Genomic DNA, 22,999 nt, shown 5'->3' on the forward strand with positions numbered 1-22,999 from the left:
GTAATTCGGGGCGCCGGCATCGACGGCGTCCCGGGCGAGTTGATTCGCGAATCAATGGGTCAGGCGCTGCACCTTGATCTGCGTGTCCGTCGTGCGCATTGGTCCCGTCAGACTCGCGCAGTCTGTTTCTCAGTGACTTCGGCGGGCGAGGCATCCGCAAAGCGGTTCACCTGACGCAACGCTTTGAAGCCCACCATCCAGGTCCCCACCACGCCCAGCGTGCACAACCCGCCAATCACCGCCGCGGGCACCGCCCCCCAGAGCGCTGCGCTGCTCCCGGCGCGGAATTCGCCCAGTTCGTTGGAAGAACCGATAAACAGCATGTTCACCGCGTTGACCCGGCCACGCATGTCATCGGGCGTCGAGAACTGCACCAGCGTCGAGCGGATGTACACGCTGACCATGTCCGCTGCTCCGGCGATCATCAGCGCCAGCAGCGACAGCCAGAACAACGTGGACAGCGCGAATACCAGATTCGCCAGGCCGAACACCGCCACCGCGATGAACATGACCATGCCGACGTGACGGTCGAACGGCCGCACGCTCAGGTACAAGCCGGTCGCGACTTCGCCCAGACTCATCGCGCTGCGCAAGGCCCCGAGCCCCTGCGGACCCAGATGCAGGACTTCGTGCGCGTAGATCGGCAGCAGCGCCACCACGCCGCCCAGCAGCACGGCGAACAGATCCAGCGAGATGGTCCCGAGAATGATCGGACGCGAGCGGATGAACGCAATGCCGGCCGTGAAGCGTTTCCACGCCGTGGATTCGAGAGTCTGCTTCTTCCCGGCGTACAACACCGGTACCCGAGTCAGCAACAGCACGCCGGCAATGAAGCTGGCCATGCACACCGTATAGGTCAGCCCGCCGCCACCGGCGGCATACAAACCGCCGCCCACCAGAGGGCCGGCGATCGTGGCGATGCGCATGATCATGCTGTTGGTGGCAATCGCCGACGCCAGTTTTTCCCGAGGCACGACCTGCGGCAACAGGCTCTGCAGCGCGGGCCCGGTAAAGGCCCGGGCGCAGCCGAACAGGGCGAGCGTGGCGTAAATGAGGCGGGTGTCCTGATGGTGCGTCACCGAGAACAACATCAGCATGAGGCTGCAAAACGCCTGCACGCTCCAACTGATGGTCAGAATCAGCTTGCGGTCATAACGGTCGATCAGGTCGCCTGCGGGCATGAGCAACAGCAACATGGGAATGAACTGCGCAAGACCGACATACGCCAGCGAAATCGGGCTGCGCGTCATGTCGTAGACCTGCCAGGCGACAACCACGGCCTGGATCTGCATGGCGAACACGGCGGCGAGGCGGGCCGTCAGAAAAGCGAAGAAGCCAGGCTGGCGGATGACGCTTTCAGAGGAGGATTCTGAAGCTGGAGCAGGCGATTCGGAACTCAAGGCAGGACATCCATCAAATCGAAAGACGGCCGAGTGTTATACACCTGTAAGCGGATGTGTGCCGCTTACTGTCAGAAATTTAATGACGAAAGCGGCGGGATATAAGGCCTGTGCATAGCGCAAGGACATGGCCCCACGCTGTAGGACCGGCTTCAGCGGGGAAGAGGCCGGTGAATGCTCTAGAGATGCAGCGTCTGGAAATCAGCCGTCGCGAGCAGGCTCACTCCCATACGGATCTCCGGACAGACACAAACCTTGTAGGCGTGAGATTGCTCGCGATGGCATCGGTGCCTTGAACATCAATACACCTGACACGGCCAATCGCGAACTCACTCGTTCTCACAATGTGGATATGAAACTGGAAAAGCAGATCAGCGCCGTACCAGCAACACGCCCGATTCCATGTGGTGCGTATACGGAAACTGGTCAAACAGCGCGCAGCGCTTCACCCGATGGGTGTCGTGCAGTTGAGCGATGTTGGCGGCCAGGGTTTCCGGGTTGCAGGAGATATACAGAATGCGCTCGAACCGTCGGGTCAGCTCGCAGGTATCGGGGTTCATCCCTGCGCGAGGCGGATCGACGAAAACGCTGCCGAACTCGTAGCTTTTCAGATCGACCCCTGCCAGGCGCCGGAATGGACGCACGTCATTGAGCGCTTCGGTCAGCTCTTCGGCGGACAGACGCACCAGCGTCACGTTGTCCACCGCGTTGTCCGCCAGATTGCTCAGCGCCGCATTGACCGACGTCTTGCTGATTTCCGTCGCGAGGACTTTGCGTACCCGTGTGGCCAGCGGCAAGGTGAAGTTGCCGTTGCCGCAATACAACTCCAGCAGGTCATCTTCACGCTGGCCCAGCGCTTCGTAGGCCCAGCTCAGCATCTTTTGGTTCACGGTGCCGTTGGGCTGGGTGAACGCACCTTCCGGTTGGCGATAGCTGAAGGTGCGGCCCGCGACTTCCAGCTCTTCGGTCACGTAGTCGCGGCCGACCACCAGGCGTTGGCCCTTGGAGCGCCCGATCACACTGACGCAGAGCTCCGCCGCCAATTGTTCGGCCTCCAGCTTCCAGGCGTCATCCAGCGGGCGGTGGTAGCACAGCGTGATCATGCCGTCGCCCGCCAGCGTGGTCAGAAAATCCACTTGGAACAGCTTGTGATTAAGCGTCTTGCTGGCTTCCCACCGATCGCGCAGCACTGGCATCAGCGCGTTGATCTGCTGGCTGGCAATCGGGAAATCGTTGATCAGGATCGGCGTGTGCTTGTCGCCCGGAGCGAACATCGCATAGTGCCGCTTGCCGTCGTCGCGCCACAGGCGGAACTCAGCGCGCAGGCGGTAATGCTCGCGCGGCGAATCGAACACCTGGGGTTGCGGCGCGTCGAACGGCGCCAGCAACTCACGCAGACGGTCGGCTTTTTCATCGAGCTGAAGGGTGTAGCTCGAAGGGTCGAACGTAGAACTCATGGATAAAAGCCCAGCTTGATCACGAACAAGATCGACAGCACGACCAGCGCCGAATTCAGCTCACGGCCGCGTCCCGACAACAGCTTGATCACTGTCCAGGAAATGAAACCAAAGGCGATGCCGTTGGCGATGGAATAAGTGAACGGCATCGCCAGCGCGGTGATGACCACCGGCGCGGCTTCGGTGATGTCGTCCCAGTTGATTTCAGCCAGGCCCGAGGTCATCAGCACTGCAACGAACAACAGCGCAGGCGCCGTGGCGAACGCCGGAACGCTGCCCGCCAACGGTGCGAAAAACAGCGCCAGCAGGAACAGCACGGCGACCACGATGGCTGTCAGACCGGTACGGCCACCGGCACTGACGCCGGCCGCCGATTCGATGTAACTGGTGGTGGTCGATGTGCCCAGCAGTGAACCAGCCATGGCGGCGGTGCTGTCGGCGATCAGGGCACGGCCCATTTTCGGCATATGACCGTCCTTGCCCATCAGCCCCGCGCGCTTGGCGACGCCGATGAGGGTCCCCGAGTTATCGAAAAGGTCAACGAACAGGAACGAGAAGATCACGCTCACCAGACCGATGTTCAGCGCGCCAGGAATGTCCAGCTGCAGGAAGGTCGGTGCCAGCGATGGCGGCATCGAAATCACACCGCCGAAAGGCGAGAAACCCAGCACGATGGAAATCACGGTGACGGCGAGAATGCCGATCAGCACCGCGCCGCGCACTTTCAGGGCGTCCAGCGCCACGATCAGTGCGAAACCGAGCGCGGCGAGGATCGGTGCCGGTTTGGCCAGGTCGCCCAGACCGACCATGGTCGCCGGATTGCTGACCACGATTTCGGCGTTGTGCAGCGCGATCAGTGCCAGGAAAAGGCCGATACCGGCGGCGATCGCCGAACGCAGGGGCAGCGGGATGCTGTTGATGATCCATTCGCGGATCCGGAAGATCGAGAGCAGGAAGAACATCACCGCCGAAATGAACACCGCGCCCAGCGCCACTTGCCAGGTGTGGCCCATGTGCAGCACGACGGTGTAGGTGAAGAAGGCGTTCAGACCCATGCCCGGCGCGAGTGCGATCGGGTAGTTGGCGATCAGGCCCATGACCGTGGAACCGATGGCGGCGGCCAGGCAGGTGGCGACGAAGATGGCGCCCTTGTCCATGCCGGTCTCGCCGAGAATGCTCGGGTTCACGAACAGGATGTAGGCCATGGCCAGAAAGGTCGTGACCCCGGCCAGAATTTCGGTGCGCACATTGGTGTTATGTGCATTGAGTTGAAACAGCCGCTCCAGCATGTATGGCTCCCCGGTGACGCTCCGCGTCATTTATGTAATCGACTAAAACAGCAAAGCACAGCTAGCCGAAACGGCTTGCACAAATTCTGCCACTTGCAAAAAGCGGCGCATCATACCAGCGTCCCCCGGGAAAGGCTGCTGGCGTTGATCGGTCTTCAAGAGCCAGGCGTACCTGCCCCGATTGCAGTCTCAAGGTGCAGGATCCGGGCGCGCAAAGCGATTTTTCACCTGCGGGCATGTTCTTACCCATGCCGACCTCCCACATTCCGTGCGGGGTACGGATTTGCCGCAGATAGAGCCATGCCGGATGAACTGACGTCTTCCCGAGCAAGCACGCACCCACCGAGGCTGGAGTCAGCCCATACCCGCAGTAAGCCGGCCGCCCGTGATCCCGCACGCTCATCACAAACCGTGAACGTTTGCCAAAACCCGCAAGTCGTACCCCTTAAGACGCAGAGCATCACATGGCTATCAACTGCGCTGAACGAGTACTTACCGTGAGGTTTCCCATGAGCGCGACGAACCAACAGGCCTTCGCAGAGCACACCATTGCCCTGACATTGAACGGCCAGACCAGACAACTGGAAGTGCAGCCCTGGACCACTCTGCTGGACCTGCTGCGTGATCAGCTGGATCTGGTAGGCACCAAAAAAGGCTGCGATCACGGCCAATGCGGCGCTTGCACCGTGTTGCGCGATGGCAAACGCATCAATGCCTGCCTGACACTGGCGGTGATGTGCGATGGCGCCGAGCTGACCACTGTCGAAGGTCTGGCCAGCGGCGATGTGCTGCACCCGATGCAGCAAGCCTTCATCAAGCATGACGCATTTCAGTGCGGCTATTGCACACCGGGTCAGATCTGCTCGGCCGTGGGCCTGGCCAATGAAGGTCGGGCGCGCACTGATGATGAAATCAAGGAACTGATGAGCGGCAATCTGTGCCGATGCGGGGCCTACAGCAACATTCGCGCGGCGGTCGAAGAGGTGTTGCCGCAGATGAGCGCGGCGCCGGACCAGGGAGGGCGTGGTCAATGAATCCGTTCAGCTACAGCAAGCCGGAAGATGTCAGCCAAGCGATCAATCTCGCAGGCCCGGCCAGCCGTTTCATCGCGGGAGGGACGAACCTTCTTGATCTGATGAAGGAAAACATCGCTCGCCCCGAGCATCTGATCGACATCACCGGGCTGCCGCTCAAGGAAGTGCGCGAGACGGGCAGCGGCGGATTGATGATTGGCGCGTTGGTCAGCAATGCCGACCTCGCGTGGCATCCCTTGATCGAGCAACGTTACCCGTTGCTGTCCCAGGCGATCCTGGCTGGCGCGTCGCCGCAGTTGCGCAACATGGCAAGCACTGGCGGCAACCTCTTGCAGCGCACCCGCTGCTACTACTTCTACGACGCAAGCGTGCCCTGCAACAAACGTGAGCCAGGCAGCGGTTGTCCCGCCAAAGACGGCTTGAACCGGATTCACGCAATCCTTGGCGCCAGCGCCGAATGCGTCGCCACCCATCCTTCGGATATGTGCGTGGCGCTGGCGGCGCTGGAAGCCGTGGTTCACGTCGAGGGCCGCGCTGGCAAACGCACCATCGAATTCGCCGATTTCCATCGTCTGCCCGAGGACACACCGCAGCGCGACAACCAACTGGCCGACGATGAGCTGATCACCGCCATTGAGCTGCCACCGGCAAGGTTCACCCGGCACAGTCATTACCTGAAGATCCGCGACCGCGCATCCTATGCCTTCGCGCTGGTTTCTGTCGCCGCCGCGCTGGAGCTGGATGGCGATGTGGTAAGCGATGCGCGTCTGGCATTGGGCGGCGTTGCGCACAAGCCGTGGCGCGACAAAGCAGTCGAGCAGCTGTTGGTGGGCAAGCCGGTGTCCCGCGAGAATTTCGTCGCGGTGGCCGATGCCATGCTGCGTGATGCTCAGCCGCTTGCGCACAACGCTTTCAAGATCAAGCTGGCGCGTCGCGCAATTGTGCGCGCCTTGAGCGATGCCGCTGTGGGAGGGCAATCCTGATGAACGCAAAAATGTCTCCACCTGGCACCACGCCGTCGCTCGGGCAACCGATGGACCGCGTCGACGGTCTGCTGAAAGTCACCGGACAGGCACGTTACGCCGGCGAATACCAGGAACTGGGCCTGTTGTACGCAAGCGTGGTGTCCAGCACCATCGCCAGCGGACGGATCGTCAGCATCGACACTTCCGCAGCGATGCAGGTGCCGGGCGTGGTAGCGGTTCTCGACCACACCAATCGTCCCCACATCGCCAGCTACGATGAGGATTACACCGACGCCGACTCGGCCGAAGGCTCGCCCTTCCGACCGTTTTATAACGACCGCGTGCTCTACAGCGGCCAGCCTCTGGCGCTGGTGGTCGCCGATACGCTCGAGCTCGCTCGCTACGCCGGGTCGCTTGTGCGAATCGAATACCAGGTCGATGGTCACGAGACCAATCTCACTGCTGTAAAGGAAACGGCCCACACCGCGCCGGCCGAGACGCCGAAGCCGCGAGGCGATTTCCAGGCCGGCTTCGCCAGCGCGGCGGTGACCATGGACGCCCACTACACCACGCCGAACGAACACCACAACCCGATGGAGCCGCACGCGTCCACCGTGCTGTACCGTGACGACGACTGCCTGGAAATCCATGACAAGACCCAAGGCCCCCAGAACTGTCAGGACTATCTGCACAAGGTATTCGGCCTGGGCAAGGACAAGATCCGGATCTTTGCAGCGTTTGTCGGCGGCGCATTCGGTTCCGGCTTGCGTCCCCAATATCAGTTGCCGCTGGCCGTAATGGCCGCTTTGCACCTGAAGCGTTCAGTGCGCGTGACGCTCACGCGCCAGCAGATGTTCACCTTCGGCTACCGCCCCAATACCTTGCAGCGCCTGCGCCTGGGTGCATCGGCGGACGGCAAACTGGTCGCTGTCGGACACGACGTGATCGGCCAGACGTCGCGGTTCGAGGATTTCACTGAGCACGTGGTGGAGTGGAGCGGAATGCTCTACCAGTGCGACAACGTGCAGCTGACTTACAAACTGGCGCCGCTGGACGTCTATACGCCGCTGGACATGCGCGCGCCGGGCGCTGCGTCGGGCATGATCGGGCTGGAGTGCGCCATGGACGAGCTTGCCTGCGCAGCGGGCATCGATCCGGTGCAACTGCGCGTGGTCAATTTCGCCGAGCGCAACGGCAATGAAGACAAGCCGTACTCCAGCAAAGAGCTGCGCGCCTGTTATGAGCAGGGCGCTGAACGATTCGGCTGGAGCAAGCGTAATCCGGAGCCTCGGAGCATGCGCGAAGGTCGCCAGCTGGTCGGTTGGGGCATGGCGGGCGGTGTGTGGGAAGCCATGCAGATGAAGGCCAGTGCCAAGGCCAGCATCGACAGCGACGGCAAACTGACCGTCAGCAGTGCGACCACCGACATCGGGACGGGTACCTACACGGTCATGACGCAGATCGCGGCCGAAGCCGCAGGCGTGATGCCGCAGAACGTCACTTTCGTCCTGGGTGATTCCTCGTTGCCGACGGCGCCGCTTCAAGGGGGATCTTTCACGGTCTCGTCTGTAGGGACTGCCGTCCAGCAGGCCTGCCATGCACTGCGCGCCAAGCTGCTCGATGCCGTGCGCATGGCCAACCCGCAATACGCTGTCGTGGACATAAAGGACGTGGGCTTTGGCGACGGCTATCTGCATATCGACGACCAGCGCTTTTCCTACGCCGACATCGTCAGGGACTCTTCGCACGACGTGCTCGACGTTCAGATCGACTGCGAACCGGATGAGAAACGCGAAGGCTACGCGACGGCGACCCATTCGGCGGTGTTCGTCGAGGTACGAGTCGATGAAGACCTGGGCTCCGTTCAGGTCAACCGCGTGGTCAGTGCAGTGGCGGCGGGAAGGGTCGTCAATCCGAAGATGGCGCGCAGCCAGATACTCGGTGGCGTAGTGTGGGGCATCAGTCAGGCCCTGCAGGAAGAGTCCCAGACCGATCACAATCTGGGGCGCGTCATGAACCACAGCCTGGCTGAATATCACATCCCGGTGAACGCCGACATTGGCGACATCGATGTGGTGTTCGTCGAGGAAAATGACAGCATCGTCAACGACCTCGGCTCAAAAGGTGTCGGCGAAATCGGCATCGTCGGTGTGGCTGCCGCGATCGCCAATGCCATCTTCCACGCTACTGGCAAGCGGGTTCGGGAGTTCCCGATTACCCTGGATAAAGTGCTTTAACCGCAGCGCCTTATACAGGTACGCATCCCACCCGCGTCTGCAACGCATCAGGCTTATCGAGGGAAGCCTGATGCGCGCGAGCGCGGCGGATGCAAATCCTGCAATTTGCTCATCATCGCTACTCATTCAATGTCGCCCCAGTGCAAGCACAGGTCGCGCTGGTGCGCTTCATGCAAGGGGCTGCTGCGTAATTTGCATCTACGCGGCAGCATTCGAATTGCCGTGGGTCTTGAAGCCTTAAAACTGCCGCAAAGAGCTGAATAAAATAACGAGCCGACCCGAGGAGCACGCATGAAGAGATTTATTCGTCACATCAGTTGCGGTGTGTTGATGCTGAGCAGCACTGTGTTGCTGGCGGCGGAGCCAGCCAAGTGCCAGAGTGTGCGCATGGGCGTGGTCAACTGGACCGACGTGGTCGCCACCAGCGCCGTCGCCGAGGTCTTGCTGCAAAACATGGGTTACGACGTCAAACAGACCAGCGCGGCCCAACAGATCGTTTTCGGCGGCTTGCGTGATGATCGTCTCGACGTGTTCCTGGGTTACTGGAAACCGGCGATGGACAAGAACATCGCGCCGTTCCTGGCCGCCAATCAGGTGAAAGTCCTCGACGCCCCGAGCATGAGCGATGCCCAGGCAACGCTTGCCGTGCCCGATTACGTGGCCGCAGGCGGGCTGAAAACATTCGCCGACATTGCCAAATTCAAGGACAAGCTCGGTGGCAAGATTTACGGCATTGAGCCCGGCACCGGCGCGAACGCCAACATCAAGGGCATGATCGAGAAAAATCAGTTCGGCCTCGGCGGTTTCCAGCTGGTCGAATCCGGCGAGGCCGGCATGCTCGCTGCGGTTCAACGTGCGATCAAGCGTAACGAATGGGTGGTTTTCGTCGGCTGGACCCCGCACCCGATGAACATCAACATGAAAATCGCCTACCTGACCGGCAGCGATGACGTGTTCGGCCCGCACGAAGGCGCCGCAACCGTGTCGGTGGTGACCGCCCCGGACTATGCGACCCGTTGCCCGAACGTCAGTAAACTGATGAGCAATCTGAAATTCACGGCGGCGCAGGAGAGTCAGATGATGGTGCCGATCATGGACCGCAAGGCGCCGAACGATGTTGCCAGACAGTGGCTCAAGGATCATCCGGACGACATGCGCCGCTGGCTCGATGGCGTCACTACGTTTGACGGAAAGGATGCAGCAGCTGCCGTACAGGTGGCCGTTAATAAATAAGCGGCGGACAGGCTGATCACCTGGCAGTCCGGCCTGTCGGCAGCGTCCCTGGTGACGACCGCTGAGAGGCCTGACTGCTTCGTGCGTTTGTCGGCTGCGGGATGAGCAGTTCAACGCTGAGGGGAGTGCTGTCATGTCCTACCGACTTTCACCCGCCATGGCTGACTTCATTGCGCGAACGCTGAGCTTGAGCAGCGACTCGCCTGATTTCGATGACCAGCGCCGTTCTTACTCGCGCATGTGCGAGGCCTTCACCCCGGTGCGTCCGGAAGGATTGGAGGTCCGGGATTTCACCCTGGCTGGCGTGCCCGTGCGCAGCTATCGGCCGCATCTTCTTTCCCCCGAGCATCCGGCGCCATGCGTGGTTTTCCTGCATGGTGGTGGCTGGGTGGTGGGCGATCTTGATTCCCATGACTTCTTGACTGCCGCACTGGCGGCCGATCTCAATGCGGTGGTGATTGCTGTGGATTACCGTCTGGCGCCGGAGCATCCGTTTCCGGCCGGTTTCGGCGATTGCCTGGCAGTCTGGCATGCGGTGCAGATTCAGGCCCAACGGCTGGATATCGATCCGCGTCGGGTGGCCATTGCCGGTGACAGCGCGGGCGGCAATCTTGCAGCCGCCGTCTGTCTGGCGTTGCGTGACGCCGGCGACCGACAGCCGGTGGGACAAGCCCTGATTTATCCCGCGCTGGGTGGCGCCGATAATCTGCCCTCGCGGACGGAATGTTCTGACGCGCCACTGCTCAGCACCTCCGAGCTGGCGTTTTATGACCAGCTCTACATGAAGGAAGGCGAGCATTCGTCGTACGCCCGACCGCTCCAGGCTACCGACTTCCGCGGTCTGGCGCCGGCATTTATCGCGGTCGCCCAATTCGATCCGCTTCGCGACGACGGTGTCTGCTACGAGCGTGCTTTGCGCGAAGCGGGCGTCACGACTGAATTCGATGCGGGATCGGGGCTGGTGCACGGCAGCTTGCGGGCGAAGGGACTGGCGCCCGAGGTCGACGCTCTCTACCGGCGACTTGTCTCGGCGTTGCTGGGGTTCATCCGTTCGCCGTTGTAAGCAATCACTCCGGCGAAGACGGCTCACTGCCGCCGGATGCCCGGCGAGATAGCCCGCTGCGCGCGGCTGCTCTGATTCTCGGCGCCGCCCAAGCCCGCCGGGACACTCAACTGATCCGGTCACGCGCGAACTGCTCTGCATCTGAGGGTGAGGCAACTCGCCACGCGACAAAAGACCACGCGGAGCATGTGACAAAATGAGACTACTCTTTGAGGGTCGGTTGACCTGAATCAATGTCTTTACACGGATTGATTGACCGGGCCGCTTGACACAACTCCCGCGTCGACAACCTGAGCGCGAACTAAAAAGAACAAACGCACAATGTCGCACTCAATAAATCCGTGGGGGCAGATGCTGCAGGCCCCGAGGTCTGAAGCCGGTTTCACCTGATAGAGGAAGACCTATGTTCGGTTTAGAGGCACTCGATCTCGCCCGAATTCAGTTCGCATTCACTGTTTCATTTCACATCCTTTTCCCTGCCATCACCATCGGTCTGGCGAGCTTTCTCGCGGTGCTCGAAGGCCTGTGGCTGAAAACCCACGACGATACCTACCGGGACCTCTACCATTTCTGGTCCAAGATATTTGCCGTGAACTTCGGGATGGGCGTGGTTTCCGGGCTGGTCATGGCGTATGAATTCGGCACCAACTGGAGTCGGTTCTCCGATTTTGCCGGGGCGATCACCGGCCCGTTGCTGACCTATGAGGTGCTGACCGCCTTCTTCCTGGAAGCGGGATTCCTGGGTGTCATGCTGTTCGGCTGGAACCGCGTGGGACGTGGGCTGCACTTCTTTTCCACCGCGATGGTCGCGGTCGGCACGTTGATCTCGACGTTCTGGATTCTGGCCTCCAACAGCTGGATGCAGACGCCTCAGGGCTTCGACATTGTCGATGGTCGCGTCGTGCCGGTGGACTGGCTGGCCGTCATCTTCAACCCGTCGTTCCCTTACCGCCTGGCGCACATGGCAATTGCCGCGTTCGTCGCCACTGCTTTCTTCGTCGGCGCTTCGGCGGCATGGCATTTATTGCGCGGCCGCGACAACCCGGCCATTCGTCGCATGTTGTCGATGGCCATGTGGATGGCGCTGATCGTCGCGCCGATTCAGGCAATGGTCGGCGACGCTCACGGTCTGAACACTCTGGAACATCAGCCGGCCAAGATTGCGGCCATTGAAGGGCACTGGGAAAACGTCGGTGACGAACCGACCCCGCTGATCCTGTTCGGCATTCCGGACATGAAAGAGGAAAGGACCAAGTACGCAATCGAGGTTCCTTATCTGGGCAGCCTGATCCTGACCCACAGCCTGGATAAACAGATTCCGGCGCTCAAGTCGTTTCCACCTGAAGACCGTCCTAATTCGACCATCATTTTCTGGTCGTTCCGGGTCATGGCTGGCCTCGGCATGCTGATGATTGCCGTCGGTCTTTGGAGCGCCTGGCTGCGCTGGCGCGGCGGGTTATACAGCAACCGGCTGTTCCTGAGGCTGGTGATGTGCATGGGCCCGTCCGGCCTGATCGCGCTGCTCGCAGGCTGGTTCACCACTGAAATCGGGCGTCAGCCATGGGTCGTCTACGGCCTGATGCGCACCGCCGATGCATCGTCCAACCACAGCGTCGGGCAAATGAGTCTGACCCTCGTGCTGTTCGTGGTGGTGTACTTCGCGCTGTTCGGTACAGGCTTCGGCTACATGATGCGTCTGGTGCGCAAAGGGCCGAAAACCCATGAAGGCGAAGATACGCCACATGGCGGGCCTGGCCAGAAACGCACACCCGCACGCCCTCTCTCCGCCGCCCATGAAGGCGACGGCGAAGGCGAACCTTCCAGCCTGCGTGAGGGGAACTGAGCCATGGGTATCGATCTTCCACTGATCTGGGCCGTGATCATCATCTTCGGCATCATGATGTACGTCATCATGGATGGCTTCGACCTCGGGATCGGAATTCTCTTTCCGTTCATGAAGGACAAAACCGACCGTGACGTGATGATGAACACCGTGGCGCCTGTCTGGGACGGCAACGAAACCTGGCTGGTGCTGGGTGGCGCGGGCCTGTTCGGCGCGTTCCCGCTGGCGTATTCGGTCGTCCTCGAGGCGCTGTATCTGCCGTTGATTTTCATGCTCATTGGCCTGATTTTCCGTGGCGTGGCCTTCGAGTTCCGCTTCAAGGCCACTGATGCCAAGCGTCATTTGTGGGATAAGGCGTTCATCGGCGGCTCGCTGGTGGCGACGTTCTTCCAGGGCGTGGCGCTGGGGGCATTCATCGACGGCATTCCGGTGGTGAACCGGGCCTATGCCGGCGGCGGACTGGACTGGCTGACGCCGTTCTCGCTGTTCTGCGGTCTGGCACTGATCGTGGCGTACGCGCTGCTGGGCTGCACCTGGCTGATCATGAAGACCGAAGGCGATCTGCAGAAGGCCATGCACGACCTGGCGCGGCCGCTGGCGATCGTTCTGCTGGTCGTGATGGCGATCGTCAGCCTGTGGACGCCACTGGCGCATCAGGACATCGCCGATCGCTGGTTCAGCATCCCGAACCTGTTCTGGTTCATGCCGGTTCCGGCGCTGGTGCTGGTGACCCTGTACGGCCTGTTCAAAGCGGTGGCACGCAACGCGCATTACACGCCGTTCCTGTTGACGCTGGTGCTGGTCTTCCTCGGTTACAGCGGTCTGGGCATCAGCCTGTGGCCGAACATCGTGCCGCCGTCGATCTCGATCTGGGACGCCGCATCGCCGCCTCAAAGCCAGGGCTTCATTCTGGTCGGTACGTTGTTCATCATCCCGTTCATCCTGGGTTACACCTTCTGGAGCTACTACGTGTTCCGCGGCAAGGTGACCCACGAAGACGGCTACCACTGAGTACGGTCCGCGCCGATGCGTGCTGCACCGGCGCGGAATTTGAGACGAGGGTCCTGTGATGTCTGGCAAAGAATCTTTCCACGATAAACCTGCCCATGAAGAAGACCCCGCCAAGAACACGCCGCTGTGGAAGCGACTGGGCTGGCTGGCGATCATCTGGGCCGGGAGCGTCTTCGCGCTGTTCATCGTCGCCAGCCTGCTGCGCATGTTCATGACGGCTGCCGGGATGAAGACTCACTGAGCGCCGCTTGCGCAATAAAAACCCGCTTCGGCGGGTTTTTTGTTGGCTGGCCATTCATCCGCCTGACCGGACGCTGTGCCCGCAGTCGAGATTACTTGCGCGCTTTGAGAATGACGAACTTGGGCGTCGCCGCCACTTGCTCGACACCCCTGAACAGCCGTGCCAGTTTGCTGTGATAACCCAGATGCCGGTTGCCGACGATGTACAGCGATCCCCCGGTCACCAGCGCCGAGCGCGCTTGCTGGAACATCCGCCAGGCAAGGAAGTCGCCTACGACCTGCTGTTGATGGAAGGGTGGATTGCACAGCACCACATCGAGCGAATCGGTTTCCTGGCCCGCCAGGCCGTCGGCGGCCCGGATCACCGCAGGTCGCTCACCCAGCGCGAGGTCCCAGTTCTCCCGGGCCGATTGCACGGCCATGAACGACTCGTCCACCAGCGTGTAATGGGCGTCCGGGTTAGCCAGCGCGCTTGCGATCGCGAGCACACCGTTGCCGCAGCCCAGGTCAGCCACACGCGCCGATCCCAGGTTTTTAGGCAAGTGGGGCAGAAACGCACGGGTGCCGATGTCCAGACCATCGCGGCAGAAGACGTTGGCGTGGTTGATCAGAACGATCTTCGGATCGTCCAGCGTATAACGGGTGGGGAAGGGCGAAGTCTGGGCTGGCTTGTCTTGTGGTGTGCAGAACAGCAGCCGCGCCTTCTTCACCGCAAGCGAGGCCTGCACCGGCCCGATGTATTCCTCCATCAGCTCGCCCGCCGAGCGCGGCAGGTGTTTGATCATGCCTGCCGCGACCACTTTGGCGTTCGGCGCCAGCTGGCCTTGCAGACGAATCAATTGCTCCTCGAGGAGGGCAAGGGTTTTCGGGACGCGGATCAATACCCAGTCGAAGGGCCCCTGCAGCGGTTCGCTCGCAGGAATCACCGGCACGGCATCGTAGGCCTGATCGTTGCGCACAAGATTCTTCTCGAGCGCCTGCACGCCCAGAAACGAGTCGGTGCTGCTGAACACCGCCGCGTGGGGCGCCAGACTGGCGGCCAGTGCGCCGAAATTGTCATTGAGCACCAGCACGCGGGTCTGAAGCGTCAGCCCATGTTCGGCCACATGATTGAGCAAGTATTCGTCAGCGGCATCGAAAGCCTGCAAAGGCTCGTCCGACTGCTCCGGCTGGCGGATCAGGTCAAGCTGGGCAAAGGGCGTGGTAAGCAGGGGCATGAGCGGGAAAATCCATCGTTGAGGACGCAATCAGAAATCGGCGTGGGTCACGTAAGCGCCGCAGTGATCGGGCTCGCGAAAAGCGCCGATTTTACGTGTTTTCTGTGCGTTCGTATCCGAGGTTTTTCCAGTCGGGGCCGTGTGCCTCAAAACAGCCCTCTGCGGGCTGCTTTCACCACTGCGCAGGTCTTGTTGGCAACGCCGAACTTTTGAATCGCGCGGCCAATGTGATAGTTCACGGTGCGGGTTTTCAACTCCAGAATCATCGCGACTTCCGCTGCTGTCTTGCCTTCGGCGGACCATTTCAGTACTTCGACTTCTCGTACGGTGAGGCCGTCGTGCTCAGCACTCACGACCTCCATGCGCGAGGTTGCAGCCATCATGTCTTCCATCATCAGCCTCCAGGCCGGATCGCGCTTTCGTCCATGTGATCAAAGTCTAGGAAGAAAATAAGGACGCGATACACGCATCCATCGCAGTCTGGCGCCGGGCCATGTTGACCTGTCCGACTCGCTCCAGCGACCCCTCATCGAATCAACGGGTTACGACGTACGCCAGGCTGCTGAGAGCTTGGCGCGATAGCCCCAATAGCCAAACAATCTTAAAAGCGAGGCGGGCGCTTCGTGATACCACTACAAACCTGCGGTGTTTATCCGCGTCGGTTTGCGGGAAACTGGACGTCCGTTTGGAATGACAGGAGCCAGGAGCGCCCTCATGACTGCCAGTGCAGAGAAATTCACCCGGCAAACGCTGCTGGACGTTACCCCGCTGACGCCAAGTCTGTTTACCTTTCGTACGACGCGGGATGCCGGTTTCCGCTTCACCGCCGGACAATTCGCACGACTGGGCGTGACCAAAGCCGACGGCAGCACGGTATGGCGGGCGTACTCAGTCGTCTCTTCGCCGTTCGATGAGTTTCTTGAGTTTTTCTCCATTGTCGTACCGGGCGGCGAGTTCACCAGCGAGCTGAGCAGGCTGCGAAAAGGCGACACGCTGATGGTGGAAAAACAGCCGGTCGGGTATCTGACGCTGGATCGATTTACCGATGGCCGCGATCTCTGGATGTTGTCCACCGGGACGGGCGTGGCCCCGTTCCTGTCGATACTTCAGAACTTCGAAGTGTGGGAAAAATTCGAGCGGATCATTCTGGTGTACAGCGTTCGTGAGGCGAAGGAGCTGGCGTATCAGCAACTGATCGCTGAGCTGACCCAGCGCGACTATCTGGCCGAATACGCGCACAAGTTCCGGTTCATCGCGACCGTCACTCGCGAAGAGCTTCCCGGCGCGCTGCATGGTCGCATCACGACATTGATTGAAAACGGTGAGCTGGAACAGGCCGCCGGGGTAGCGCTTGGCCCGGAACATTCGCGCGTGATGATCTGCGGCAATCCGCAGATGATCGAAGACACCCGCGCAGTGCTGAAGGCCCGCGACATGCGGCTGGCATTGACCCGCAAGCCGGGGCAGATCGCAGTGGAGAATTATTGGTAGGGCAGGTATCAGTTGGCGGATACCGTCGCGGTGGAAGCACATTCATTCACCAGACGCCGTTACATCCAGCTAAAGACCTGGCGTCTGATGGGCCGGCACCGCGAATGAATTCCTTCCCAGAATTTCACGCCAAGCCGCGCGGGCTATGGCCAGGCGCTTTGCTTAGACCAACCGGTCTGGCGTCACCTGAATCGGCGCGGCGGGTTTGTTGTTCTGCTCCTTGAGCAGGTCGCGGATCTCGCCCAGCAGCACTTCCTCTTTGCTGGGAGTCGGCGGCAGCGTCGGAGCCTTGGCCTCTTCGCGTTTCAGACGGTTGATCGCCTTGACGCCCATGAAGATCGCGAACGCGACAATGATGAAATCGACCACGGTCTGGATGAACTTGCCGTAGGCCAGGACCACAGCGGGGGCATTGCCTTCGGCAGCGCGCAGGGTCACGGCCAGATCGCTGAAGTCCACGCCGCCGATCAGCAGCCCCAGGGGCGGCATGATTACATCGCCGACGAACGACGAAACGATCTTGCCGAATGCCGCGCCAATGATGATACCGACGGCCATGTCGACCACATTGCCTTTGACGGCGAAGGCTTTGAACTCGCTTAGTACGCTCATGGGTGTGTTCCTTTGTTACAGATGAGTGTTGTGGATGCAGTGTATGTCAGCTATCCGCATCCCGCGTAATCCCTCCAATCGACCGGCTCATGCCCGGTTAGTTTTATCCAATTCCCCAAAAAGGCGGCCTGCACCGGTGTTGGACGCAGCGTGTTGAGCCATGGGGTATCATTGCCTTTTTTCGCATCGGGGGTTTCATGGCCAAGGCCAAGCGCATGTATGGCTGCACCGAGTGCGGCGCGACCTTTCCCAAATGGGCCGGGCAATGTGGTGAGTGCGGCGCCTGGAATACCCTGGTCGAAACAGTCATCGACAGCAGCACGGCAGCGGCCCCGAGCGGTCGCGCGGGCTGGACCGGCCAGCAGGCGCAGATCAAGACCCTGGCGGAGGTCAGTGTCGAGGAAATACCGCGGTTCTCCACCAACTCGACCGAACTTGACCGTGTGCTGGGCGGCGGTCTGGTCGATGGCTCGGTGGTGCTGATCGGCGGCGATCCGGGCATCGGCAAATCGACGATTCTGTTGCAGACCCTGTGCGCCATTGCCGAGCGCATGCCTGCGTTGTACGTGACCGGCGAAGAATCGCAGCAGCAGGTTGCCATGCGCGCCCGGCGCCTCGGGCTGCCCCAGGACAAGTTGCGCGTGATGACCGAGACCTGCATCGAAACCATCATCGCGACCGCGCGCGTCGAGCAGCCCAAAGTCATGGTGATCGACTCGATCCAGACCATCTTCACCGAACAATTGCAATCGGCCCCCGGCGGCGTGTCGCAGGTTCGGGAAAGCGCGGCGTTGCTGGTGCGTTACGCGAAACAGAGCGGCACGGCGATTTTTCTGGTCGGCCACGTGACCAAGGAAGGTGCGCTGGCGGGCCCGCGTGTTCTGGAGCACATGGTCGACACCGTGCTGTACTTCGAAGGCGAGTCAGACGGTCGCCTGCGCCTGTTGCGCGCAGTGAAGAACCGTTTCGGCGCGGTCAACGAGCTTGGCGTCTTCGGCATGACCGACAGAGGTCTGAAAGAAGTCTCGAATCCCTCGGCGATCTTTCTCACCCGGGCGCAGGAGGAAGTCGCCGGCAGCGTGGTCATGGCAACGTGGGAAGGCACGCGGCCCATGTTGGTAGAAGTCCAGGCGCTCGTCGATGACAGCCATTTGTCCAACCCGCGCCGCGTCACGCTGGGCCTTGATCAAAACCGGCTGGCGATGCTGTTGGCGGTTCTGCACCGGCACGGCGGCATTCCGACCCATGATCAGGACGTGTTCCTCAACGTGGTGGGCGGGGTGAAAGTGCTGGAGACTGCCTCTGACCTTGCGTTGATGGCGGCCGTCATGTCCAGCCTGCGCAACCGCGCCCTGCCGGGGGATCTGCTGGTGTTCGGCGAGGTGGGGCTGTCAGGCGAAGTCCGTCCGGTGCCCAGTGGGCAGGAACGCCTCAAGGAAGCGGCCAAGCACGGCTTTAAACGGGCGATCGTGCCCAAAGGCAATGCGCCGAAAGAGTCGCCGCAGGGCCTGACCGTGATTGGCGTGACGCGACTGGATCAGGCGCTGGATGCGTTGTTCGAGGAGTAATTCGGAGGGAGCGGCAAAAACATCGTAGAAGCGCGCTTGCTGGCGAAAACATTCGTGCACCGGCAATCAAAGGTCGGGTCCGCCATCGCATCGCAGGCAAGCGCTCCTGCAGAGGACTGGATTTCGGCCTGCAGTCACACCTCGATCAACGCCGCCAACTCTCGCTCCAGCTCGTCGTGATCGGCCAGATTCAGCTCGATCAGCCGACGCAAATGGGTGACCGAATCCAGTCCGATGTGCTCGCACACGAAGCCCAGATGATTATGGTCGTCGTGGGTCAGGCGCACTTCCATCTGCACATCGATATCGACGTTCAGGTGGATGTCCACAATGAATGATTGGTCCGGGTCGCCAAGCCAGGGCGAAGGCCGCTCGATCAGCAGGCCTTTTAGCGAGAGATCGATCAAGTGAACGGGCCAGCTTTTATCGCCTTGGGTCAGTTCAGTCCTGGCGTCAAACGAAATGCGTTTAAAGCGCCGACGGTCTTCATGGGATGCTGTCATAAGCCGACTTCTCCAGTGCGTGCTTGGCCATAGCTGAGTTGACTATAGGACAAAACCGGCGTCAGACCATCGTGGGGGGTGGCCTTTCGCTTCAGCAGCGCTAAACTCTTTTTGCTGCTCCAAATAAGTCCACTCAGCTGGAAATAAAAAATGAAAAATAATAATAGTCTGCTGCGCCATGTGCCCTGGCTGATTGTTGCGATTCTTGGGGCCTGGGCCCTGGGGGTAGTTGCATTGCGTCGCGGGGAGGCGATCAACGCACTCTGGATCGTGGTGGCTGCGGTGGCCATTTATCTGGTCGCCTATCGCTACTACAGCCTGTTCATCGCAACACGTGTCATGCAACTCGACCCGACCCGGGCCACGCCCGCGGTGCTTAACAACGACGGGCTCGATTACGTTCCCACCAATAAGCACATCCTCTTCGGTCACCACTTTGCTGCCATCGCTGGCGCGGGCCCGCTGGTCGGTCCGGTGCTTGCCGCGCAAATGGGCTACCTGCCCGGCACGCTCTGGCTGATTGCCGGCGTGGTGCTGGCCGGTGCGGTGCAGGACTTCATGATCCTGTTCCTGTCCACTCGCCGTAACGGCCGGTCGCTGGGCGACATGGTCCGCGAAGAAATGGGTCGAATTCCCGGTACCATCGCGCTGTTCGGCTGCTTCCTGATCATGATCATCATCCTCGCGGTGCTGGCACTGATCGTGGTCAAGGCCCTGGCCGAAAGCCCGTGGGGCATGTTCACGGTCATGGCGACCATCCCGATCGCGATGTTCATGGGCATTTACATGCGCTACATCCGCCCGGGTCGCATTGGCGAAATCTCTGTGGTCGGCGTGGTGCTGTTGCTGCTGTCGATCTGGATCGGCGGTCAGGTCGCGGCCAGCCCTGAATGGGCGCCGCTGTTCACTTTCACTGGCGTGCAGATCACCTGGATGCTGGTCGGTTATGGCTTCGTCGCCGCCATGCTGCCCGTCTGGCTGGTGCTGGCGCCCCGTGATTACCTGTCCACCTTCCTGAAGATCGGCACCATCATTGCCTTGGCGATCGGCATTCTGATCCTCGCGCCCGAGCTGAAAATGCCGGCGTTGACCCAGTTCACCGACGGTTCCGGCCCGGTCTGGAAGGGCACGCTGTTCCCATTCCTGTTCATCACCATTGCCTGCGGTGCGGTGTCGGGCTTCCACGCCCTGATCTCGTCGGGCACCACGCCAAAACTGCTGGATAACGAAGTCAACGCGCGCTACATCGGTTACGGCGGCATGCTGATGGAATCGTTCGTGGCGATCATGGCCATGGTGGCCGCGTCGGTCATCGAGCCCGGTGTGTACTTCGCGATGAACAGCCCGGCGGCCATCGTTGGCACGGACGTCAACGCGGTCGCGCAGATGGTCAGCAGTTGGGGCTTCGTGATCACCCCGGATCAGTTGGTTGCGACGGCCAAGGACATCGGTGAGAACACCATCCTGGCCCGTGCCGGTGGTGCGCCAACGCTGGCTGTGGGTATCGCGCAGATCCTCCATCAGGCTTTCCCCGGCCAGAACACCATGGCGTTCTGGTATCACTTCGCGATTCTGTTCGAAGCGCTGTTCATCCTGACCGCCGTTGACGCTGGTACCCGCGCCGGTCGTTTTATGCTGCAGGACCTGCTCGGCAGCTTCGTGCCCGCGCTGAAACGCACTGAGTCCTGGACCGCCAACGCCATCGGCACCGGTGGTTGCGTCGCCTTGTGGGGTTACCTGCTGTACCAGGGCGTGATCGATCCGCTGGGCGGCATTAACACGTTGTGGCCGCTGTTCGGCATCTCCAACCAGATGCTCGCCGGGATCGCCTTGATGCTGGCAACGGTCGTGCTGATCAAGATGAAGCGCCAGCAGTATGCATGGGTGACCATTCTGCCCGCGTCGTGGCTGCTGATCTGCACCGTGACCGCAGGCTTTATCAAGCTGTTCGATTCCAACCCGGCGGTGGGCTTTCTGGCGCTGGCGAAGAAGTACAGCGCGGCGGCGGATGCCGGTCAGGTGCTGGCGCCTGCCAAGAGCATGGAACAGATGCAGCACGTGATCTTCAACGCCTACACCAACGCGGCACTCACCACGCTGTTCCTGTTCGTGGTGCTGAGCATCCTGTTCTACGCAATCAAAGTGGGTCGCGCGGCATGGGTCAAGAAAGAGCGTACCGACAAGGAAGCGCCATTCCAGGCCTTCCCGAAAACCCACTGAGTGCGCTGTGAGGCGAGGAGCTGCGTATGTTCAATGATCTGAGTCGTCTGGGTAAGTACCTCGGCCAGGCCGCGCGTCTGATGGTCGGGATGCCTGACTACGACAATTACGTCGAGCACATGCAGAACAAACACCCGGACAAGCCGGTGATGTCGTACGAAGCGTTCTTTCGCGAACGTCAGGACGCACGCTACGGTGGCAAGGGTGGGCCCAAGTGCTGTTGATGGCTTAGGCTATCGACACGTTTGACTGACGCGCCACGCTTGTCGTGGCGCGTTTTCATTTGGATACTTTATTGTCTGTGCCGACGCTGCGGGAACGAATTCGCGCCCACAAGCGTGCGTCGGCACGCATCTAAAAGCAGGAGTCGGCATGACCGTTTCGCAACCCATTCCCGTCACGGTGCTGAGTGGTTTTCTCGGCGCAGGCAAGACCACGTTGCTGCGTCACCTGCTCAAGGAAGAGCACGGCTTGAAGATCGCCGTGATCGAAAACGAATTCAGCGACGCGGGCGTCGACACCCAATTGCTCGGCGATGAGCCCGTGCAAGTGATGACCCTGTCCAACGGCTGCGTGTGCTGCACCATCCACACCGATCTCACCAAGGCACTGGTTCTGCTGCTGGAGCGGCTGGACAGCGGCGCTATTTTCTTCGACCGGCTGGTGATCGAATGCACCGGGCTGGCCGATCCGGCGCCTGTTGCCCAGACTTTCTTCATCGATGAAGAGCTTCGCGAGCGCTACATCCTCGACGGCATCATCACGCTCGTCGACGCGGCCCATGCCGACACTCATCTGGAACAAACCATCGCCCAGGCGCAGATCGGATTTGCCGACCGCCTGCTCGTGAGCAAGACCGATCTGGTAGACGAGGCCGCGTTCACTGCCTTGAGCGAGCGCCTGACACGGATCAACCGCCGCGCGCCGATACGCGTGGTCGAGCATGGCAAGATCGATCTGGCCGAACTGCTGGACGTGCGTGGGTTCAACCTCAATGCCGACGTCGGGGGCATGGTGTTGCGTCCGGCGTCGCCAGCGGGCCGATCGATCGACCGCATCAGCAGCCTGGTCCTGCGCAGCGACAAGGCGCTGGATATCGACAAACTCAGCGAATTCATGAACACGCTGCTGGAAGACCACGGCAAGCAATTGCTGCGCTACAAGGGCGTCCTCAACATCGCGGGCGAAGACCGCAAGCTGGTGTTTCAGGGCGTGCTGAAACTGTATGGCTTCGACTTCGACGTGGAGTGGGCGCCCGATGAACAGCGCGAAAGCGTGATCGTGTTCATTGCCGATGACTTGCCGGAAGAAAAGATACGAGAAGGGTTTGCCAAAGTGGCGGCTGGCTGAGCCCTCATGCGCACTGCGTAACCTTGCACGAGCGCGCTTGCTCGCGAAGACATGATGCTCCTGCAAGGGATTTGTGACGTTGCCAGGTTTTGTGTCAAACGCACTACCTGTGGGAGCGTGGCTTGTCCCGCGATCGGCGACGCAGCCGTCGTAAAACCTGCACATGCGGTCTGCCTGATGCACCGCGTCATCCCATTCTGCTGCCGCTGCGTGCCAGATCGCGGGACAAGCCGCGCTCCTACAAGGGATTTGTGTCGAGCGCAGAA

20 protein-coding genes are annotated in these 22,999 nt (G+C 60.9%); 13 read left to right on the forward strand and 7 right to left on the reverse strand.

Going from position 1 to position 22,999, the window contains the following annotated elements:
• Positions 1-107: 107 nt before the first annotated feature.
• The 3 genes from BMZ10_RS26890 to BMZ10_RS26900 all read right to left on the reverse strand — a co-directional run bounded on the left by BMZ10_RS26890 (position 108) and on the right by BMZ10_RS26900 (position 4,146).
• Entirely contained in the window at positions 108-1,400 is a 1,293-nt protein-coding gene (locus BMZ10_RS26890; protein ID WP_093469761.1) for an MFS transporter, read from the reverse strand.
• Between the two features lie 371 nt (positions 1,401-1,771).
• Positions 1,772-2,857 (reverse strand): tRNA (uridine(54)-C5)-methyltransferase TrmA, encoded by a 1,086-nt coding sequence (gene trmA / locus BMZ10_RS26895; protein ID WP_093469763.1) that lies wholly within the window; start codon positions 2,855-2,857, stop codon positions 1,772-1,774.
• Positions 2,854-4,146, reverse strand: a complete 1,293-nt coding sequence (locus BMZ10_RS26900) for an NCS2 family permease (protein ID WP_093469765.1) — start codon at positions 4,144-4,146, stop codon at positions 2,854-2,856. Before BMZ10_RS26900 ends, trmA begins: the two co-directional genes overlap by 4 nt.
• A gap of 509 nt (positions 4,147-4,655) precedes the next feature.
• Here BMZ10_RS26900 and BMZ10_RS26905 point away from each other — a divergent pair.
• The 8 genes from BMZ10_RS26905 to BMZ10_RS26940 all read left to right on the forward strand — a co-directional run bounded on the left by BMZ10_RS26905 (position 4,656) and on the right by BMZ10_RS26940 (position 13,773).
• On the forward strand, positions 4,656-5,180 hold the full coding sequence (locus BMZ10_RS26905; protein WP_093469767.1) for a (2Fe-2S)-binding protein: 525 nt from the start codon (positions 4,656-4,658) through the stop codon (positions 5,178-5,180).
• Positions 5,177-6,163, forward strand: a complete 987-nt coding sequence (locus BMZ10_RS26910; protein ID WP_093469769.1) for an FAD binding domain-containing protein — start codon at positions 5,177-5,179, stop codon at positions 6,161-6,163. Before BMZ10_RS26905 ends, BMZ10_RS26910 begins: the two co-directional genes overlap by 4 nt.
• Before the next feature lie 11 nt (positions 6,164-6,174).
• Positions 6,175-8,382, forward strand: coding sequence for a xanthine dehydrogenase family protein molybdopterin-binding subunit (locus BMZ10_RS26915; protein ID WP_093469829.1), 2,208 nt, complete (start codon positions 6,175-6,177; stop codon positions 8,380-8,382).
• A gap of 291 nt (positions 8,383-8,673) precedes the next feature.
• Positions 8,674-9,615, forward strand: coding sequence for a choline ABC transporter substrate-binding protein (gene choX / locus BMZ10_RS26920; RefSeq protein ID WP_093469771.1), 942 nt, complete (start codon positions 8,674-8,676; stop codon positions 9,613-9,615).
• A gap of 133 nt (positions 9,616-9,748) precedes the next feature.
• Positions 9,749-10,678, forward strand: a complete 930-nt coding sequence (locus BMZ10_RS26925; RefSeq protein ID WP_256214608.1) for an alpha/beta hydrolase — start codon at positions 9,749-9,751, stop codon at positions 10,676-10,678.
• Positions 10,679-11,081: 403 nt separating this feature from the next.
• On the forward strand, positions 11,082-12,521 hold the full coding sequence (locus tag BMZ10_RS26930; RefSeq protein WP_093469775.1) for a cytochrome ubiquinol oxidase subunit I: 1,440 nt from the start codon (positions 11,082-11,084) through the stop codon (positions 12,519-12,521).
• Positions 12,522-12,524: 3 nt separating this feature from the next.
• A complete protein-coding gene (gene cydB / locus BMZ10_RS26935; RefSeq protein ID WP_093469777.1) occupies positions 12,525-13,532 on the forward strand; it encodes a cytochrome d ubiquinol oxidase subunit II in 1,008 nt (335 codons plus the stop codon).
• A gap of 58 nt (positions 13,533-13,590) precedes the next feature.
• Positions 13,591-13,773, forward strand: coding sequence for a DUF2474 domain-containing protein (locus tag BMZ10_RS26940; RefSeq protein ID WP_093469779.1), 183 nt, complete (start codon positions 13,591-13,593; stop codon positions 13,771-13,773).
• 91 nt (positions 13,774-13,864) lie between these two features.
• On the opposite strand, the gene BMZ10_RS26945 is transcribed toward BMZ10_RS26940, so the two are convergent.
• A complete protein-coding gene (locus BMZ10_RS26945) occupies positions 13,865-14,989 on the reverse strand; it encodes a methyltransferase (protein WP_093469781.1) in 1,125 nt (374 codons plus the stop codon).
• Between the two features lie 146 nt (positions 14,990-15,135).
• Entirely contained in the window at positions 15,136-15,381 is a 246-nt protein-coding gene (locus BMZ10_RS26950) for a helix-turn-helix domain-containing protein (protein WP_093469783.1), read from the reverse strand.
• A gap of 322 nt (positions 15,382-15,703) precedes the next feature.
• Here BMZ10_RS26950 and BMZ10_RS26955 point away from each other — a divergent pair, with 322 nt between their 5' ends.
• Positions 15,704-16,480 (forward strand): ferredoxin--NADP reductase, encoded by a 777-nt coding sequence (locus BMZ10_RS26955; RefSeq protein WP_093469785.1) that lies wholly within the window; start codon positions 15,704-15,706, stop codon positions 16,478-16,480.
• A 162-nt stretch (positions 16,481-16,642) separates the two neighbouring features.
• Here the strand turns inward: BMZ10_RS26955 and mscL are convergent, their stop codons facing one another.
• Positions 16,643-17,092, reverse strand: coding sequence for a large-conductance mechanosensitive channel protein MscL (gene mscL / locus BMZ10_RS26960; RefSeq protein ID WP_093469787.1), 450 nt, complete (start codon positions 17,090-17,092; stop codon positions 16,643-16,645).
• Between the two features lie 197 nt (positions 17,093-17,289).
• Here mscL and radA point away from each other — a divergent pair, with 197 nt between their 5' ends.
• A complete protein-coding gene (radA, locus tag BMZ10_RS26965; protein ID WP_093469789.1) occupies positions 17,290-18,660 on the forward strand; it encodes a DNA repair protein RadA in 1,371 nt (456 codons plus the stop codon).
• Between the two features lie 134 nt (positions 18,661-18,794).
• On the opposite strand, the gene BMZ10_RS26970 is transcribed toward radA, so the two are convergent.
• A complete protein-coding gene (locus BMZ10_RS26970; protein WP_093469791.1) occupies positions 18,795-19,163 on the reverse strand; it encodes a PilZ domain-containing protein in 369 nt (122 codons plus the stop codon).
• 150 nt (positions 19,164-19,313) lie between these two features.
• Here BMZ10_RS26970 and BMZ10_RS26975 point away from each other — a divergent pair, with 150 nt between their 5' ends.
• The 3 genes from BMZ10_RS26975 to yjiA all read left to right on the forward strand — a co-directional run bounded on the left by BMZ10_RS26975 (position 19,314) and on the right by yjiA (position 22,733).
• Positions 19,314-21,383, forward strand: a complete 2,070-nt coding sequence (locus BMZ10_RS26975; protein ID WP_093469793.1) for a carbon starvation CstA family protein — start codon at positions 19,314-19,316, stop codon at positions 21,381-21,383.
• Positions 21,384-21,409: 26 nt separating this feature from the next.
• Positions 21,410-21,607 carry a YbdD/YjiX family protein gene (locus BMZ10_RS26980; protein ID WP_081566497.1) on the forward strand — a complete coding sequence of 66 codons (198 nt, stop codon included), beginning with the start codon at positions 21,410-21,412 and terminating at the stop codon, positions 21,605-21,607.
• Between the two features lie 148 nt (positions 21,608-21,755).
• Complete coding sequence (yjiA, locus tag BMZ10_RS26985) at positions 21,756-22,733, forward strand: GTPase (RefSeq protein ID WP_093469795.1); 978 nt, start codon at positions 21,756-21,758, stop codon at positions 22,731-22,733.
• Positions 22,734-22,999 lie beyond the last annotated feature (266 nt).

Origin of the sequence: Pseudomonas sp. NFR16, from assembly GCF_900108875.1 — a bacterium.
In the GTDB taxonomy this organism is placed as follows: Bacteria; Pseudomonadota; Gammaproteobacteria; order Pseudomonadales; family Pseudomonadaceae; genus Aquipseudomonas.